Genomic DNA, 17,208 nt, shown 5'->3' with positions numbered 1-17,208 from the left:
CGGACTGCTCAGGCGGAGGGGACGGCGCGCTCGGCGATATACGCCGTCACTGCCTCGAACGTGCCGGGCAGGCTGGCATAGCGTTCTTCGCGGTCGAACAGATCGCCGATCCGCGCCGGCAGCGCGGGCCGCAGGCCGGTCGCGCGCTCGACCGCGTCGCCGAACTTGGCCGGGTGCGCCGTCGCCAGCGTGACGATCGGCGTGTCGCCGAGATCGGCGCGACGCGCCGCGGCCAGCGCGATCGCGGTATGCGGGTCGATCACCTGCCCCGCGCCGTCGCAGGCCCAGCGCATCGCCAGCGCCATATCGTCCAGATCAACCCGGTCGCTGCCCAGCAGCCCGGCGCTGCCGCTCTGCTGCGCGTTGGTCAGCCGCATCGCCTTCGAGGCTTCGAAACCCTGCATCTGCGCAGCAAGCGCGCCGCCATCACGGCCGCCGAGATCGAACAGCAGGCGCTCGAAATTGCTCGATACCTGGATATCCATCGACGGCGACGGCGTCGGCACGACCGTGCCTTGCGAATAATCGCCCTGCGACAGTGCGCGGTGCAGGATGTCGTTCACGTTGGTGGCGACGATCAGCTTGGCGATGGGCAACCCCATCTTGGCCGCGACATACCCTGCGAACACATCGCCGAAATTCCCTGTCGGCACGGAGAACGCGACCGGCCGCTCCGGCGCGCCAAGGCGGACAGCGGCGAAGAAATAATAGACGATCTGCGCCATCAGCCGTGCCCAATTGATCGAATTGACCGCCGAGAGCGCGAACTTGCCGGAGAAGTCGGGCGAGTTGAACATCGCCTTCACCAGCGCCTGGCAATCGTCGAAGCTGGCGTTCTCCAGGGCAATGTTGTGGATGTTGGGCGCGAGCACGGTGGTCATCTGCCGGCGCTGCACATCGGAGACGCGGCCCTTGGGATGGAGCATGAACACATCGACCCCGGCGCGCCCGGCCAGCGCATCGATCGCCGCCGAGCCGGTATCGCCGGAGGTTGCGCCGACCACGGTCAACTGCTTATCCGTGCCCGACAGAAAGCGCTCGAACAGCAGCCCAAGCAATTGCAGCGCGACATCCTTGAACGCCAGCGTAGGGCCGTGGAACAGTTCGAGCAACCAATGCTGCCCGTCGAGCTGGACCAGCGGGGTGACCGCCGCATGGCTGAAGCGGCCATAGGCCTGCTGGCACAACGTGCGCAGATCGTCCCGGCTGAGCGTGCCCTCGACAAACGGCGCCATCACTTCCACCGCGGTGTCGACATACGACATGCCGCGCAGCGCAGCGATCTGCTCGGGCGAGAGCGTGGGCCAGGAATCGGGGAGATACAGCCCGCCGTCGCTGGCCAGGCCGGTCAGCGTGACGGCCTCGAAATCGAGGACGGGGGCGGTGCCGCGGGTGGAGATGTAGCGCATGGCCTTGGCGACTAGCGGGCGGGCGACGTCGGGGCAACCTCGGCTGGCGGTGTCGTCATGCGCCGACGCAGCGCCAGCCCGTAAATGATCCCGGCAATCCCCGCGAACAGGAACCATTGCACCGCATAGGCGAGATGATTGTTCGGCACCGAGGACAGATCGGGCACCGGATTGGCGGCAAGCGCCGCGACCGGCGTGGCGGCGACCAGCATCAGCGTCTTGGGATGCGCCATGCCGACCAGGGCCAGGATCAGCGGCTGATTGTCCGGCGCATGGCTGATATAACCACGCACCGCGCCGCCCCGCCAGGCCGGCTTGCCCCCGGGTTGCCGCGAGAGGCCGAGCTGGACGATCAGGCCGGGGGCCTCGACGCCGGTGCCGCAGTGCGCGATCTGGCGCCAGCCGGTCGCGCCCTTGGCATCCCGGCCCGAGCGCTGGCTCCAGCTGATCGGCTCACGGCAGAAACCGGCAGCCTTGCGAAACAGCAACGCATCATCGACCGGCTTTGCCGGGAAGGCGATCTCGGGAAGCGTGATGTTGGCGGCATATTGCGCCATCATCGCCTCCTTCTCGGCCTTGCGCTGCAATTGCCAGACGCCGAGCGCGACCATCACGGCGATGGCCAGGCCGACGACGATCGTCGACAGGATCGGCAAGCGCTTCACTGTGGGGCCGCGGGCGGATCGATCGCGCGACCCTCGCGCGCCGCGCCGCGATATTCCGCTGCGATCAGCGCCCCCTTGGCGGCACGCAAACTGACCACGACGCCGATGGCGGTGACCGGAATCCAGATCAGCATGTGCAGCCACAGCGGCGGGTGCAGCGTCAGCTCGAGCGTGATCGCCATTGCCGTCACGATCGCGCCGAGGATCAGCGTGAGGAAGGCGGCCGGGCCATCGCCAACGTTAAAGACGCCGAAATCGAGCCCGCACTGGCGACAGCGTGGCGCGAAGCTCGCCCAGCCGTCGAACAGCGTCTTCGCGCCGCAGCGCGGGCAGAGGCCGCCGAGCGCGACCGCGACGGGCGTCGGTGCGCCCGCCGCCATCGGCTCGGCCGGCATCAACCGCCGTGGACCGGTGCGCCCCAGCCGCCCCAGACATAGACGGTGACGAATAGGAACAGCCACACCACGTCGACGAAATGCCAATACCAGGCCGCCGCTTCGAAGCCGAAATGCTGCTTCGGGGTGAAGTCGCCCTTATAGGCGCGGATCAGGCAGACGATCAGGAAGATCGTGCCGATCAGCACGTGGAAGCCGTGGAAGCCCGTCGCCATGAAGAACGCCGCGCCATAGTTGATCCCCTTGAACGGGAATGGCGCATGGGCATATTCATAGGCCTGGATCGAGCTGAACAGCAGGCCGAGCAGGATCGTGATCCACAGGCCCTTGAGCACGCCGTCGCGGTTGCCAACGCCGATCGCGCCCCATGCACCGGTCTTCTCGCCGCCGCGCTGACCATGGATCAGGGCATGATGCGCCCAGGTGACGGTGGTGCCCGAGAGCAACAGGATCAGCGTGTTGAGCAACGGCAGCTCGAACGCGTTGATCACTTCCAGCCCCTTGGGCGGCCAGGTCGCCGCGCCGGCGGCGGCATCGGCGATCAGGCCGGGCACGCCTTCGATCAACTCGACCGGCGCGGGGAATAGCGAGAAATCGAAGAACGCCCAGAACCAGCCGACGAAGAACATCACTTCGGAGGCGATGAACAAGATCATGCCGTAGCGCAGGTGGAGCTGCACGACCGGCGTGTGATCGCCATTATGCGCTTCCTTGATCACGTTGCCCCACCAGCAGAACATGGTGATGAGCACGCCGAGCAGCCCGAGGAAGAAGATCACGCCGCCGCCATTGGGCTTGTCGACATGGCCGCCATGCATCCACATGATCCCGCCGATCGCCATGGCGAGCGCCGAGAACGAGCCGATGATCGGCCACGGATCGGGGCTAAGAATATGATAATCGTGGTTCTTGGCGCCGGCCATGATCGGTCCCTCTTCTATCTTTGGAATCGCTCTAGCTGGCTGCTTTCGCAGAATCCACCGTCTTGGGCTGGTAAAACGTATAGCTGAGCGTGATCGTCTTGATATCGCGCGCATCCTCGTCGTCGAGGATCTTGGGATCGACGAAGAAGATCACCGGCATGCGCACCGTTTCGCCCGGCTGCAGCGTCTGCTGGGTGAAGCAGAAGCATTGGATCTTGGTGAAATATTTGCCCGCCTGGGCCGGCGTCACATTGTACGTCGCCATGCCCGTGACGGGCTGGTCGCTGGTGTTGGTGGCGGTGAAGAAGGCCATGTCGCGGCCGCCGATATCGATCGTCTCGGAGGGGCGTTCGGGCGCGAACTTCCACGGCAGCTTGGGGTCGACATTGGCGTCGAAATCGATGCGGATCTTATTGCTGATCGCGCCCGGCGCGACGAGCCCGCGCTGCGTCGTGCCGTTGAGCCCGGTCGCCTCGCAGAACATGCGGTATAGCGGGATGCTGGCCCAGGCGAGCCCGGTCATAAAGCAGATGCCCAGCACGGCGAGCAGCGCAGTGCGCCCCGGCCCGGTCAGGCGCCTAGCGCTCAATGCGGCATCCCCGCTTTGATCTTAGCGATGCTGATGGCGAACACCAGGATGACGAACGCACCGAGCAGCACGGCCATCACCGTGGCGCGCGACCGCTGGCGGGACCGAACGAGATCGTCGTTATTGGGGGTCGGCTCTTGCATGGGATCAGATCCAGCGATCGACGACGAGCGCGCCGAAGATGATGAACAGGTACAGGATCGAATAAGCGAACAAGCGCTTTTCGGGGCGCATCGTATCGCCGGGCTGCGTGCGACGCGTCGCGACGTGCACGACCATCGCAGCGAACACCGTGGTCGTCGCGACCGCGACCCAGCCATAGACGGCGCCCGACAGGCCCAATGCCCAGGGCGCGATCGCGGCGAGTGCCATCGGGATCGTGTACAGCCCGATCTGCGTGCGCGTGCTGCGCTCGCCGGCGACCACCGGGAGCATCGGCACGCCGGCCGCGGCATAATCGGTCTTCATGAACAATGCCAAGGCCCAGAAATGCGGCGGGGTCCACAGGAACACCAAGGCGAACAGCAAGACGGGCAACGTGGCAACATCGCCGGTCGCGGCGGCCCAGCCGATCAGCGGTGGGAACGCGCCGGCCGCCCCGCCGATAACGATGTTCTGCGGCGTGCGGCGCTTGAGCCACACGGTATAAACCAGCACGTAGAACAGGATCGACACGGCCAGGATGCCGGCCGCTACAAGATTGTTGGCCAGCCCCATCAGGATCACCGAGAAGGCGCCGAGCCCGACGCCGAAATGCAACGCCGAGCCGCGCTCCATCCGCCCGGCGGGCAGCGGGCGTCCTTGCGTGCGCTTCATCTTGCCGTCGAGATCGGCCTCATACCATTGATTGAGCGCGCCCGCCGCGCCGGCACCCAAAGCGATGCACAGGATGGCGGTGAAGCCGAGCACGGGATCGATCGCCACCGGCGCGACGAGCATACCGCATAGGCCGGTGAAGACGACGAGCGTCATCACGCGCGGCTTGGTCAGCGCGAGGAAATCGCGCCATTCAGCGGGTAGCGGGAGAGTCGCGGCGGTCATGGTTGGGGGCGCTATAGGGTGTTGCGGGGGCGGGGGAAAGGGCGGGTGTTTGATCCTTCCGCCACCCTTCGCGCCGCCTGCCGTCACCCCAGCGAAAGCGGGGGTCTCGTGCGGCTCCTGGGCCAAGCTGGCCGCATGAGATCCCAGCTTTCGCTGGGATGACGGATCGGACGGTTTACCGGCTATACGCCTTGGGCAACGCCCCTTCCTGCGGAAGGCTGTAGCGATCGCGCAATTCGATCTGGCGCGAGCGCATCGGCTGCGCGACCCCATCGATATAGACGGCAAGCGGCGCGGAGGAGAGCTCCAGCGGATCGCCGTCCCAGATCACCACATCGGCGCGGCGGCCGGGGCGCAGCGAGCCGATCTCGCCGTCCATGCCCAACGCCTGGGCCGGCTTGGACGAGATCGTGGCGAACGCCTGCCCCCAATTCAGCCCGGTCGCGCCCGGCACGCGCGCGATCGCCACGAGATTGCCGGCATATTGCGCCAGGATATGTTCCCCCGGCGCGGTGTTGGCGCCGACGGTCGAGATCGCCGTCGCCACGCCCGCCGCGGTCATCCGGCCGACATTCGATTCGGTCGCGGCCAGCGCTTCGAAGCTGGCGGGCAGATCGGCCAGTGCCGCGGCGATGACGGGCACGCGCGCGGCGGCGATGTCGGGCGCCACCATCCAGCCTTCGCGCACGCCGACCAGCACCAGTTTCAGCGCCGGATATTGCTTCTTGAGCGCCAGCACCGAGCGGATGTCGCTGGCGCGCTCGACATGGACGAGCAATGGCATCGTCCCGTCGAGCACCGGCAGCAGCGCCTGCGCATCGACACGCTTGACCAACGAGGCCTGTTCGCGCCCGCCGAACCCGGCAGGATTGCGACGATAATCCTGCGCCTGCGCCAGCGCATCGTGCAGCATGGCATAGGCCGCCGGGCGGCTGCCGCCCGCGTCGCTTGCCCCGTCCTCGCCCAGTTCGACATATTGGAAAGCGCGCGCGCGGGTGATGGGATCGGCGTCCGCGCCGAGATCGATCACTGCCCCGCGCCCGGCGAAGATCGATTGCCCCGTGGAGGGGGAGACCAGCGCCCGGGTGATGCCGCCGGCGCGTTCGTTGCCGATCTGCACCGCCTGCGGGTTGATCGCCGGGGCGATATCGATCGAGGCGTTGAACGGCGAGGTCCGCGCGCTGGCGTCATTGCTTTCGCGCACCCCCTCGGCATCGACCAGCCCGAGATTGGTGAAACCGGCGACCATGCCCGCGGCGACCCATTTGCCGGTCGCGTCGATCACCGTCGCGCCGGCCGGCACCGCGACCCCCGCGCCCGCCGCGACGATGCGACCGTCACGCATCACCACGGTGCCGCGCTCGATCGGCTGCGAACCATCGCCGATCGCCACGGTGCCGCCGGTGATGGCGACGGTTTGGGCCATAGCAGGGGCGGCAAAGACGGCGCCAAGCGCGGTCAGCGAGAGCAGGATGGCCTTCATTTCACATCTCCCGAGCCCGGCTGGCCAAGTTCGAAATCGGATACCGGTCGCATCCTTGGATTGGTCGAATCGTAGAGCAAGGCGCCGTCGATCCAGACCTTTTCCGGCCGGGTATAGACGCTCAAGGGATTGCCGTTCCACAGCACCACATCGGCCATCTTGCCGGGCTTCAGACTGCCCGTGCGATCGGCGATGCCCAAGGCGCGCGCCGGATTGATGCTGAGCCATTCCCACGCCTGCGCATCGGGAATGTCAATCCCGGCGCGCCGCCCGGATGCCTGCGCCTTGGCCACTTCCTGGTTCAAGCGCTGGATACCGTTCTCGTCGTCGGAATGGATCATGCCGCACGCCCCGGCCTTTTGCAGCAGCGCGAGATTCTCGCCGATGCCGTCGAAGCTTTCCATCTTGAAGCCGTACCAATCGGCCCACACGGCCGCGCAGGTGCCATTCGCTTTCAGGATGTCGGCGATTTTATAGGCCTCGACCGCGTGGTGGAAGGCGGTCACGCGATAGCCGAACTCCTTGGCCATATCCATGACGATGGCCATTTCGTCGGCGCGATAGCAATGGTTCTGCACCAGGATCTCGCCGGCCAGCACGCCGCGCAGCGTGTCCATGGCGATGTCGCGATCGGGCGCGTCGCCGCCGTCTTTCTCATATTTGTCCCACTTGGCGCGATACGCCACCGCCTTGGCCCAGGTCGCGCGATCGACCGCGACATTGCCCATGCGGGTCGAGGGCTTGGTGTTGCGGCTGCCATAGACGCGCTTGGGATTCTCGCCGCACGCCATTTTCAGGCCATAAGGCGCACCGGGGAATTTCATGCCCTGCATGGTGCGGGCATAGACGTTCTTGAGCACGACCGAGCGGCCGCCGAACAGATTGGCCGAGCCGGGCAGGATCTGCAGCGTGGTGACGCCGCCATTGGCCAGCGCACGGCCGAAGCCGGGATCCTGCGGCCACACGCTATGCTCGGCCCAGACATCGGCGGTGACCGGCGCGGTCGCCTCGTTGCCGTCGGAATTGGCCTGCACGCCGGGGCTGGGATAGTCGCCCAGATGGCTATGGATGTCGATCACGCCTGGCGTAACCCATTTGCCGGTGCCGTCGATCACCGTCGCGCCGGCGGGGGCATCGAGCGCCTGGCCGAGCTGCACGATCTTGCCGTCGGCGAACAGTACCGCGCCGTTATCGATCCGCCCGCCTTCGCCGTCATAGATGGTGACGTTGCGCACCAGAGTCGGGGCGCCGGGATAGACGCGATAGGTGCTGGGGAAGGGATCGTGCGCATAGCCCCTGCCGGCACCGGGGCCCGCGCCCGGGGCGGGCTTGGACGAGGCGGTCTTGGCTGGTGCGGATTGCCCGGCACAGGCGGCAAGCGCGAGCGCGCTGGCGGCCGCCGTCAGGCTGCGGAACTTGGTCTTGTGCTTCATGTGGCGATCCCCGTTTTGCCGCAGTCTACGGAAAGGGCGAGGGCTTTCAAGCGGTTGGTTTGCGCTTTCCAAGGTGATTACCACCCCGGCGAACGCCGGAGCCCAGTCGCGAAGGTCGCTGTAACGACGCACAGCGCTTGCCAACTTCTGTTCCGCGCCTGGGCCCCGGCGTGGCGATACGGTGGAACTACAACCAAAAACGCCCCGGCTTTCACCGAGGCGTTTTGGTAACCCTAAGAGTGCCAGATCAGTCGATCTTCGGCAGCGTCTCGAACTGGTGATAGGGCGGCGGCGACGACAACGTCCATTCCAGCGTCGTGGCGCCATCGCCCCAGGGATTGTCGCCCGCCTTCTTGCCCGCGAACAGCGACCAGAACAGGTTGACGAAGAAGATCAGCATGCCGGCGGCCATGATCATGTAGCCGACGCTGGCGACCCAGTTCCAATATGCCAGCCCGTCGGTATAATCGGGCATGCGGCGCGGCTGGCTCTGCAGCCCGAGGAAGTGCATCGGGAAGAACATCACGTTCACGCCGATGAAGAACACCCAGAAGTGCGCCTGGCCGAGGAACTCGTTATACATCTTACCGGTCATTTTCGGGAACCAGTAATAGAAGCCGGCGAATAGCGAGAACACCGCACCCAGGCTCAGCACGTAGTGGAAATGCGCCACCACATAATAGGTGTCCTGCATGTAATCGTCGACGCCGCCATTGGCGAGCACCACGCCGGTCACGCCACCGACGGTGAACATGAAGATGAAGCCGATCGCCCATACCATCGGGGTCTTGAAGGTGATCGAGCCGCCCCACATCGTCGCGATCCACGAGAAAATCTTGATGCCCGTGGGCACCGCGATGACCATCGTCGCCGCGGTGAAATACATCTTGGTGTTCACGCTAAGGCCGGTGGTGAACATGTGGTGCGCCCACACCACGAAGCCGACCACGCCGATCGCGACCATCGCATAGGCCATGCCGAGATAGCCGAACACCGGCTTCTTGGAGAAGGTCGAGATGATCTGGCTGACGATGCCGAAGCCCGGCAGGATCATGATGTACACTTCGGGGTGACCGAAGAACCAGAACAGATGCTGGTACAGGATCGGATCGCCGCCGCCCGCCGGATCGAAGAAGGCGGTGCCGAAGTTGCGATCCGTCAGCAGCATGGTGATCGCCGCGGCGAGCACCGGGAGCGACAGCAGCAGCAGGAAGGCGGTGACCAGCACCGACCACACGAACAGCGGCATCTTGTGCAGCGTCATGCCCGGCGCACGCATGTTGAAGATGGTGGTGATGAAGTTGATCGCGCCAAGGATCGACGAAGCGCCCGCCAAATGCAGCGAGAGGATCGCCATATCCACCGACGGCCCGGGCTCGCCGTAAGTCGATAGCGGGGCATAGACCGTCCAGCCGGTGCCGGCGCCGCCGAAGAAGGGCGAGGCGAGCAGCAGCGTGAAGGCGGGGACCAGCAGCCAGAACGAAATGTTGTTCATGCGCGGGAAGGCCATGTCCGGCGCGCCGATCATCAGCGGCACGAACCAGTTGCCGAATGCGCCGATCATCGCCGGCATGACCATGAAGAACACCATGATCAGGCCGTGTGCCGTGACCAGCACGTTCCACAGGTGCAACGCCTCGTCCATCGATCCGGGGCCGTGCAGCATGGCCAGCCAGGTCGGCAGATATTGGATACCGGGCTGCGCCAGTTCGGCGCGCATCAGGCCCGAAATGGCCCCGCCGATGATCCCCGCGACAATCGCGAAGATCAGATACAGCGTGCCGATATCCTTGTGGTTGGTGGACATGAACCAGCGCGCGAAGAAGGCCGGCTTGTGATCCGCGTCATGCGCATGGTCGTCATGACCATGGGCTTGGAACTGGGATGGGCTGAGGGCGGTATCGGTCATGTCTTACTGTCCGGTGCCGGCGCCGGCGGGGTTACCCGATGCGCCCTGAGAGGTCTGGGGAGCGGCGGCGGTCGTGTTGTCGACCGGGCCGGTGGTGTTCTCGGCCGGCGCGGCGGCCGGTGTCGGGGTCAGCGCCGCCGGTGCGGTCGAGGGCTTGGCCCCCTTCACGCTGCCGCCCTTGGCGACGACCCAGGCGTTGAACTGTGCCAGCGGCACGGCTTCCACCGCGATCGGCATGTAATTATGCCGCGCGCCGCACAATTCCGAGCACTGCCCGAAATACACGCCGGGCTTCTCGATCGTGAAGCTGGTCTCGTTCAGACGTCCCGGAACCGCATCGAGTTTCATCCAGAACGCCGGGACCGCCCAGCTATGGATGACGTCCTGCGAAGTCGTGATCAGGCGAATCGGCACACCGACCGGCAGCACCACGCGATTGTCGGTGGCCAGCAGGCGGGGGCCGTCGGCAGCGGTACGGGCGCGCTCGCCAGCGGCGGTCTGGCCCTGCTCCTTGAGCATGTTGGCGGTGATCTCGAACCCGCCATTGTCGGGATATTGATACGACCAATACCATTGGTTGCCGATCGCCTTCAGCGTGATGGCGTTTTCCGGCGCGGGCTTGAACTGCGCCTGGAGCAGCCCGATCGACGGCACGGCAAGCAGCACCAGGATGACCACCGGCGCCAGCGTCCAGACGATTTCGATCGCCGTATTGTGGCTGGTCTTGGAAGCGACCGGGTTGCTGCGGCGATTGAAGCGGAACATCACCCAGATCAGCAGCAGCAGCACCAGGATACATACGGCGGTGATCACCGGGATCAGGATGTTGTCGTGGAAACCACGTCCCCGCTCGCCATTCTTGGTAACCTGCGGCTGGATGCCGATGCGCCCGTCGACCGGCATGCCGATGCCGGCGGTCGGCGCCATGGCCGGCGCACCGTCCTGCGCCAGCAGCGCGGGGTCGGTCGCTACGGCAGGCGTCGCAATCGGCGCGACCGTGGTCGGCGCGGGCGCGGTGACGGCAGGCGCCACCGGCGGGCTCGCCACCGGTGCCGCCGCGTAACCGGCGCCGGCCATCAGCAGGCCGGCCGCGATGGCGATCGTTTTCAACCCGGTCATGCGCATCGTCATCATTACCCCTGGCATCGCGCTGCTTTCGAACAACCAGCGCTCGGCGCAATGCGCCTGTTTGACCGCGGCCTATACGCGGGACCCCATGATCCCTCAAGCACATCGGGGAGTTTTTTGCAGAACCGTTGCACTGCAGGGTGGCGACGGCCTATTTGGCGCAACGAAAGGGTGCCCCCGAACATGACCGAAGACGACGTCCTGGCCGAATTCCGCGCTGCCGAAGCGCTGCTGGAGGGGCATTTCATTCTCTCCTCAGGCCTGCGCAGCGCGCGCTACCTGCAATGCGCCCGCGTGTTGATGGATCCGGCGCGGGGCGCGCGCCTGGCCGAGGCATTGGTCGCGCGGCTGCCCGCCGAGGTCCGCGCGTCGATTGGGGCCGTGGTCTCGCCGGCCATGGGCGGGGTGATCGCCGGCCATGAAATGGGCCGCGCGCTTGGCGTCGAAGCGATGTTCCTCGAACGACCCGAAGGCGTGTTCGAACTGCGCCGCGGCTTCCGCCTCGCGCCGGGCACGCGCGTCTTCATGATGGAGGACGTCGTCACCACCGGACTCAGCTCGCGCGAGGCGATTGCCGCCATTGCCCGCGCTGGCGGCGAGACGGTCGCGGCCGGGGCGTTGGTCGATCGTTCGTCGGGCAAGGCCGATCTCGGCGTGCCCTTCTACCCGCTTATCCGGCTCGACGTACCGACCTATGAGGCGCATGCGCTGCCGCCCGAGCTCCAGGCGATCCCGGCGATCAAGCCCGGCAGCCGGGCCGCGGCATGAGCGATTTGCGCCTTGGGGTGAACATCGATCACGTCGCCACGGTGCGCAATGCGCGCGGCGCGGGCTATCCCGATCCGGTGCGCGCAGCGTTGGTCGCCGCCGCGGCGGGGGCGGACGGCATCACCGCGCATCTGCGCGAGGATCGCCGCCACATCACCGACGACGATATCGCGCGCCTGTCCGAGCGGCTGGCCATCCCGCTCAACCTGGAAATGGCCGCGACCGAGGAAATGCTCGGCATCGCGCTCAGGCACCGCCCGCATGCCGCGTGCATCGTGCCGGAGAAACGCGAGGAACTGACCACCGAAGGCGGCCTCGACGCGGCGGGACAGTTTGATCGGCTCGCGCCGCTGGTGTCCGAACTCCGCAACGCCACTATCCGCGTGTCGCTGTTCATCGAGCCCGACGCCCGGCAGATCGATGCCGCGCTCCGGCTCGGCGCGCCGGTCGTCGAGCTGCATACCGGGCGTTATGCCGAACTGGAGGGTGAGGCGCGGGCGGCCGAATTGCGCCGACTGGCGGACGCCGCAGCGCTGGCGGCGAAGAATGGCATCGAAGTGCATGCCGGGCACGGCCTGACCTATGACAATGTCGCGGCGATCGCGGCGATCCCGCAGGTGCGCGAGCTCAATATCGGGCATTTCCTGATCGGCGAGGCGATGTTCGTCGGGTTGGGCGAGGCGGTGCGGCTGATGCGCGCGGCGATGGATCAAGCGCGGTGAGCGCGCTGCTAAATCCTCCCCGGAACGGGGAGGGGGACCGCTCGGCTTCTTCAGCCGAGTGGTGGAGGGGGATTTCCCCACACGCAACCGTGGCGTTGCCGGCCCACCCCCTCCGTCATGCTGCGCATGCCACCTCCCCGTGCCGGGAAGAAGTTTTATGATCATTGGGCTCGGTTCTGACCTGTGCAATATCGAGCGCATCCAGGCCTCGCTCGAGCGGTTCGGCGCGCGTTTCGAGCAACGCGTGTTCACCGATGTCGAGCGCGCCAAAGCCGCCCGCCGCCCGTTCACCAAGGCCGGCACGCTGGCCAAGCGCTTCGCCGCCAAGGAAGCCTTCAGCAAGGCGGTCGGCACCGGTTTCAAGGCCGGCGTGTTCATGAAGGATATCGGCGTGGTCAACGCCCCCTCCGGCGCGCCGGCATTGCTGCTGACCGGCGGGGCCAAGGCGCGGCTTGACGCGTTGATACCGCACGGCCACGTGGCCCAGGTACATTTGACGATGACCGACGATCATCCCTGGGCGCAGGCCTTCGTGATCATCGAGGCCATAAAAGCGCAGGATCTCACCGCATGACGGCCGACACCACGGCGCTCCCCGCCGAGCCGCACAGCACCCCGCTCAAGTCCAAATCGGGCTGGTGGGAGGAAGTGAAGGGCATCTTCTGGCTGATCATGGCAGTGCTCGGCTTCCACAGCTTCATCGCCAAGCCCTTCTATATCCCCTCCGAATCGATGCTGCCGGTGCTGATGAAGGGCGATCGGCTGGTGGTGACTAAATATCCCTATGGCTGGTCGTTCATCTCGCCGACCATCCCCAATCCGGCGGCGATCTTCCGCGGCCTCGTCTTGCGTCAGCCGGAGGAAAGCTGGGGCGTGCAATTGCCGTTCACGCATGGGCGCCTGTTCGGCCGCCTGCCCGAACGCGGCGATGTCGTGATCGTCACCCCGCCCGGGCGCAACACCGATTACATCAAGCGGCTGATCGGCCTGCCCGGTGACCGGCTGCAGGTTCGCGGCGGCGTGCTGTACCTCAACGGCGCCGCGGTGCAGCGCGGGCCGCTTCACTATAAGGATATCCCCGTCGACGCGAATGCGACCTGCGACGATTATCCCGGCGCGCTGATCCAAGGCGCCGACGGCAAGGCGGTCTGCCATCTGCCGCTGATCACCGAGACATTGCCCGGCGGCCGCAGCTACGAGACCGTCGAGATGGGCTATAGTCAGGGCGACAATTACGGCCCGATCACCATTCCCGCGGCGCACGTCTTCCTGATGGGTGACAATCGCGATCGCAGCTCGGACAGCCGCTTTTCGCTCGAGCCGCCCGAGCTCGGTCTCGGCGGCACGGTGCCATGGGAATATGTCGGCGGCCGCGCCGAGTTCATTACTTTCTCGCTTGATGGCGACGCCACATGGAACCCACTGAGCTGGTGGGCGTCCTTGCGCGGGGGGCGAGCGGGCGATTCGCTACATCCCAAGGAAACAGCGAAATGACCGACACGACCAGCGACGCCCCGGTGCACGTCGTCCAAGGCCCAAGCCCCAACGAGATGCGCGATCCGCTGGTCCGGCGTGAGCTGAAAAAGGCCAGCGTGTGGATCGGTCTGATCTGCGCCGTCGCGCTGGTCGTATTGCTGATCCAGCCGTTGCTGATCATCTTCGCCGGCCTGGTGTTTGCGGCGATGCTCGATGGCGGCGTGCGACTGCTTGGGCGCGTGCTTAAGATCGGGCGCGGCTGGCGGTTGCTGATCGTGGTGGTCGGCGTGCTCGTGTTCCTGATCGGCACCTTCTATCTCACCGGCGTGCAGGTGGTGGAACAGGTTACCCAGCTGCAATCCACGCTGACGGCGCAGTTCAACCGCGTCACCGAATGGCTGTCCCGCATGGGCGTGATGCCCGGCCGGTCGGATCTCAATTCGATCATTCAGCAGGCGATGGGCTCGGTCGGGCGGCTGACCTCCTGGGTCGGGACGGCAGCGGGCGCGTTGACCAGCCTGTTCATGATCATGGTCATCGGGCTGTTCCTGGCGATGGACCCCAATATCTATCAGCGCGGCGTGCAATGGATGGTGCCGACCGACAATCGCCGCGAATTCGCCATCACGCTGCAGCGCATGGGCGTGACGATGCGCCGGCTGCTCGCCGGGCGCCTGCTGGGCATGGCGGCGGAAGGCGTGCTGACCTGGATCGCGCTGGCCATTGGCGGCGTGCCGATGGCGCTGCTGCTCGGCATCATCACCGGCGTGCTGGCCTTCATCCCCAATATCGGCGCGTTCGTGTCCGGCGTGCTGATGGTCGCGGTGGGCTTTTCCGGCGGCTACGAGACCGGTATCTGGGCGATCGCCACCTATTTCATCGTCCAGACGTTCGATGGCTATGTGCTGATCCCGATGGTCGCCAAGCGCACCGTCGATCTGCCGCCGGCGCTGACCTTGGGCGCGCAGATCCTCGCCAGCGCCCTGTTCGGCGTGATGGGGTTGGCGCTGGCCGATCCGATGACGGCGATGATCAAGGTCGCGCTTGAGCGTAGCTCGGAACGGACGGAAGAGCAGGACGCCGACGCCGATGGCGACGGGGCGACCGGACCAACGTGATCCGGCTGTACGATTATTGGCGCTCGTCGGCTGCCTACCGGGTGCGCATCGTGCTCGCGCTCAAGCATGTCACGTACGAGCGCGTCGCGGTAAATTTGCTCGCGGCAGAACAAGCGTCGCCCGAAAATATCGCGCGCAACCCGCAAGGGCTGGTGCCGACGCTGGAGGTGGACGGGGTCATGCTGACGCAGAGCCTGGCGATCATTGACTGGCTCGACGCGACCTATCCCGATCCGCCGATCGTGCCGCGCGATGCGCTGGCCCGCGCTCGGGTGCTGGCGCAGGCGCTGGTCATCGCGGCGGACGTCCACCCGATCGGAAATTTGCGCGTCGGCAAGCAGCTGGAAAGTGCCTTCGGCGCAGACCAGGCGGCCAAGGAGGATTGGTCGCGCCACTGGATGACGCTGGGCCTCGATGCGCTGGAGGCGATGGCCGGCGACGGACCGTTCCTGGGTGGCGCGGCGCCCGACCTCGCCGATGTGTGCTTGGTCCCGCAGCTCTACAATGCGCGACGGTTCGGGCTCGATCTGACGCCGTGGCCGAAGCTGGTGGCGGCGGATACGGCCTGCGTCGAGCTGGCGGCATTCGCCGCAGCGCATCCAGATCGCGTGAAGCCGAACTAGACCCCTGCTGTCTTCCTCCTACCATTCCCCGGCGAAGGCGGGGGCCCAGTGGCGGAACAATAATTGGCGGCAGCCGCGCCCCGTTACAGAGACTTTCTCGACCAGGCCCCCGTCGCCCGGGCAGCAGACGTGAGCACAAGCTCGTCGAACAGCGCGAGATACTCCACCGCCGCATTCTCGCCCGGCTGCGGCACCGGTGCGGGCCGAGGGCGTCCCGGCGTCAGCCACTGATCCAGCGCCGCCACCAGCCCCGCCGCATCGCCGACTGCCACCACCGCGCCCATCTCGGGCGATGTCACGATCTCGCGCACCGCCACGCTCGAGTCGCTCGCCACCACCGGCGTGCCGAGCGACAGCGCCTCGCGCAGCACGCCGGGCACGCCTTCGAAGTCGGATACCAGCGCCAGAACGGCGGCGCGCGCGATCACCGGCAAAGGATCCGGTGCGTGGCCGGGCAGGAAGACGCGATTCGCCAGCCCGAGCGCCGCGACCTGCGCCTCCAGCGCGGGCCGTTCCGCCCCCTCCCCGATGATCACCAGCGTGACGTCTTCATCAACAAGCAGCGGCAGCGCGGCGATCAGTCGGTCCCAGCGTTTTTGCGGCGCCAACCGACCCACGCCGAGCAGGAAGCGTCCCGGCGGCAAGGGCGGCAGCCCAGCACCCGCCATCGTCGTGGCGGGCGGATTGGCGATCACCCGTAGCCGCGCTGGCGGCAGGCACATGGTCGCCGCCGCCTCATCCGCCATGGCCGGCGTCATCGCCACGACCCGCGTGAGGAAATGCCCGTGCAGTCGCAGCCACGCGCGATAGCCAGCCGCCACGGCGACCGATTGATCCGTCCGCACCAGCGCGTTCGACACTTTGGCGATGATCGGCGGGCAATCCCAGCCCAGCCGCAACCGCAGCCATGCCGCCGCACCAGTGTAATGATTGCCCGGGCAGAAGATCACATCCGGTGCCCGTGCGCGCACCAGCGCCGGCAGCGCCGCCGTCAACCGGCGCATCCCGCTGGTGCCGGCCGTCACGATCTCCAGCCCGTCGGGCGCCTCGGCGGCGAGCGGCCCGCTGCTATCGCCGATCACCAGCGTCACGCGCCGCCCGGCCGCGATCCAGCCGCGCGCCAAGCGCAATTGCGCGCGCTCGACGCCGCCGCCGCGCCACGTTTCGGCATAGCTCAGGATATGGCGGGCGGCGGACATGCCCCCCGCCCTAACGCCGCGCGCCATCAAGGGAAGCCCCGCCGCCCGCGACTTTGCCCCGATCGGTCGCCCGCAGCGCGCGATGTCATCCGGGAGACATATTTCTTCGTCATTGGCGACCGAACACATCGTCTCACGCAACGGCGATGCTAAACCGGGGATTCACGGGCGCGCACGGTGTGGGGGCACATCGGCATTAACAGCGAATGGTCTTTCCCAGTGGAAATAGCACAGTCTGGTAGCGGGACGAGTATCATCAGGGACACCCCGATTCCCCGCGCATCGGATATTGCCGGCCTTAAGCCGTTACAGACGATCCGCAGCCGC

At 66.5% G+C, this 17,208-nt stretch carries 18 protein-coding genes; 6 read left to right on the top strand and 12 right to left on the bottom strand.

From position 1 onward, the window contains the following. Nucleotides 1-8 precede the first annotated feature (8 nt). The 11 genes from thrC to coxB form a co-directional block, all read right to left on the bottom strand. Nucleotides 9-1,409, bottom strand: a complete 1,401-nt coding sequence (gene thrC / locus U1739_RS16840; protein ID WP_332709731.1) for a threonine synthase — start codon at nt 1,407-1,409, stop codon at nt 9-11. Between the two features lie 11 nt (nt 1,410-1,420). Then, a complete protein-coding gene (locus U1739_RS16835) occupies nt 1,421-2,074 on the bottom strand; it encodes an SURF1 family cytochrome oxidase biogenesis protein (RefSeq protein WP_332709730.1) in 654 nt (217 codons plus the stop codon). After that, nucleotides 2,071-2,469, bottom strand: coding sequence for a DUF983 domain-containing protein (locus U1739_RS16830; RefSeq protein ID WP_332709729.1), 399 nt, complete (start codon nt 2,467-2,469; stop codon nt 2,071-2,073). The genes U1739_RS16835 and U1739_RS16830 overlap by 4 nt, the downstream gene beginning before the upstream one ends. Continuing rightward, nucleotides 2,469-3,392 carry a cytochrome c oxidase subunit 3 gene (locus tag U1739_RS16825; RefSeq protein ID WP_332709728.1) on the bottom strand — a complete coding sequence of 308 codons (924 nt, stop codon included), beginning with the start codon at nt 3,390-3,392 and terminating at the stop codon, nt 2,469-2,471. The genes U1739_RS16830 and U1739_RS16825 overlap by 1 nt, the downstream gene beginning before the upstream one ends. Before the next feature lie 31 nt (nt 3,393-3,423). Continuing rightward, nucleotides 3,424-3,981, bottom strand: a complete 558-nt coding sequence (locus tag U1739_RS16820; RefSeq protein WP_332709727.1) for a cytochrome c oxidase assembly protein — start codon at nt 3,979-3,981, stop codon at nt 3,424-3,426. After that, nucleotides 3,978-4,124, bottom strand: a complete 147-nt coding sequence (locus U1739_RS16815; protein WP_332709726.1) for a cytochrome c oxidase system small membrane protein — start codon at nt 4,122-4,124, stop codon at nt 3,978-3,980. The genes U1739_RS16820 and U1739_RS16815 overlap by 4 nt, the downstream gene beginning before the upstream one ends. A 4-nt stretch (nt 4,125-4,128) precedes the next feature. After that, nucleotides 4,129-5,022, bottom strand: a complete 894-nt coding sequence (locus U1739_RS16810; RefSeq protein WP_332709725.1) for a heme o synthase — start codon at nt 5,020-5,022, stop codon at nt 4,129-4,131. 175 nt (nt 5,023-5,197) lie between these two features. Further along, nucleotides 5,198-6,505: an amidohydrolase family protein gene (locus U1739_RS16805; protein WP_332709724.1), complete on the bottom strand. Its 1,308-nt coding sequence runs from the start codon at nt 6,503-6,505 to the stop codon at nt 5,198-5,200. Then, a complete protein-coding gene (locus U1739_RS16800; protein WP_332709723.1) occupies nt 6,502-7,938 on the bottom strand; it encodes an amidohydrolase in 1,437 nt (478 codons plus the stop codon). The genes U1739_RS16805 and U1739_RS16800 overlap by 4 nt, the downstream gene beginning before the upstream one ends. 247 nt (nt 7,939-8,185) lie before the next feature. Then, the gene (gene ctaD / locus U1739_RS16795) at nt 8,186-9,847 is read right to left on the bottom strand and encodes a cytochrome c oxidase subunit I (protein WP_332709722.1); all 1,662 of its coding nucleotides are present in this window, start codon (nt 9,845-9,847) and stop codon (nt 8,186-8,188) included. A gap of 3 nt (nt 9,848-9,850) precedes the next feature. After that, nucleotides 9,851-10,972, bottom strand: a complete 1,122-nt coding sequence (coxB, locus tag U1739_RS16790; RefSeq protein WP_332709793.1) for a cytochrome c oxidase subunit II — start codon at nt 10,970-10,972, stop codon at nt 9,851-9,853. Between the two features lie 186 nt (nt 10,973-11,158). Between coxB and pyrE the strand changes: the two genes are divergently transcribed. The 6 genes from pyrE (at nt 11,159) to maiA (ending at nt 15,682) form a co-directional block, all read left to right on the top strand. Next, nucleotides 11,159-11,743, top strand: a complete 585-nt coding sequence (gene pyrE / locus U1739_RS16785) for an orotate phosphoribosyltransferase (protein WP_332709721.1) — start codon at nt 11,159-11,161, stop codon at nt 11,741-11,743. Then, nucleotides 11,740-12,465 carry a pyridoxine 5'-phosphate synthase gene (locus U1739_RS16780; RefSeq protein ID WP_332709720.1) on the top strand — a complete coding sequence of 242 codons (726 nt, stop codon included), beginning with the start codon at nt 11,740-11,742 and terminating at the stop codon, nt 12,463-12,465. Before pyrE ends, U1739_RS16780 begins: the two co-directional genes overlap by 4 nt. Before the next feature lie 157 nt (nt 12,466-12,622). Further along, a complete protein-coding gene (gene acpS / locus U1739_RS16775) occupies nt 12,623-13,039 on the top strand; it encodes a holo-ACP synthase (RefSeq protein WP_332709719.1) in 417 nt (138 codons plus the stop codon). Then, nucleotides 13,036-13,959, top strand: a complete 924-nt coding sequence (lepB, locus tag U1739_RS16770; protein ID WP_332709718.1) for a signal peptidase I — start codon at nt 13,036-13,038, stop codon at nt 13,957-13,959. Before acpS ends, lepB begins: the two co-directional genes overlap by 4 nt. Continuing rightward, nucleotides 13,956-15,059: an AI-2E family transporter gene (locus U1739_RS16765; RefSeq protein ID WP_332709717.1), complete on the top strand. Its 1,104-nt coding sequence runs from the start codon at nt 13,956-13,958 to the stop codon at nt 15,057-15,059. Before lepB ends, U1739_RS16765 begins: the two co-directional genes overlap by 4 nt. Further along, nucleotides 15,059-15,682: a maleylacetoacetate isomerase gene (maiA, locus tag U1739_RS16760; protein WP_443025590.1), complete on the top strand. Its 624-nt coding sequence runs from the start codon at nt 15,059-15,061 to the stop codon at nt 15,680-15,682. The genes U1739_RS16765 and maiA overlap by 1 nt, the downstream gene beginning before the upstream one ends. Nucleotides 15,683-15,765: 83 nt before the next feature. Here maiA and U1739_RS16755 read toward each other — a convergent pair whose 3' ends face one another. Beyond that, entirely contained in the window at nt 15,766-16,881 is a 1,116-nt protein-coding gene (locus U1739_RS16755) for a glycosyltransferase (protein ID WP_332709715.1), read from the bottom strand. Nucleotides 16,882-17,208 lie beyond the last annotated feature (327 nt).

The organism is Parasphingomonas puruogangriensis (genome assembly GCF_036663635.1).
GTDB lineage: Bacteria > Pseudomonadota > Alphaproteobacteria > Sphingomonadales > Sphingomonadaceae > Sphingomonas.
This window is presented reverse-complemented; position numbering and strand designations above follow the sequence as displayed.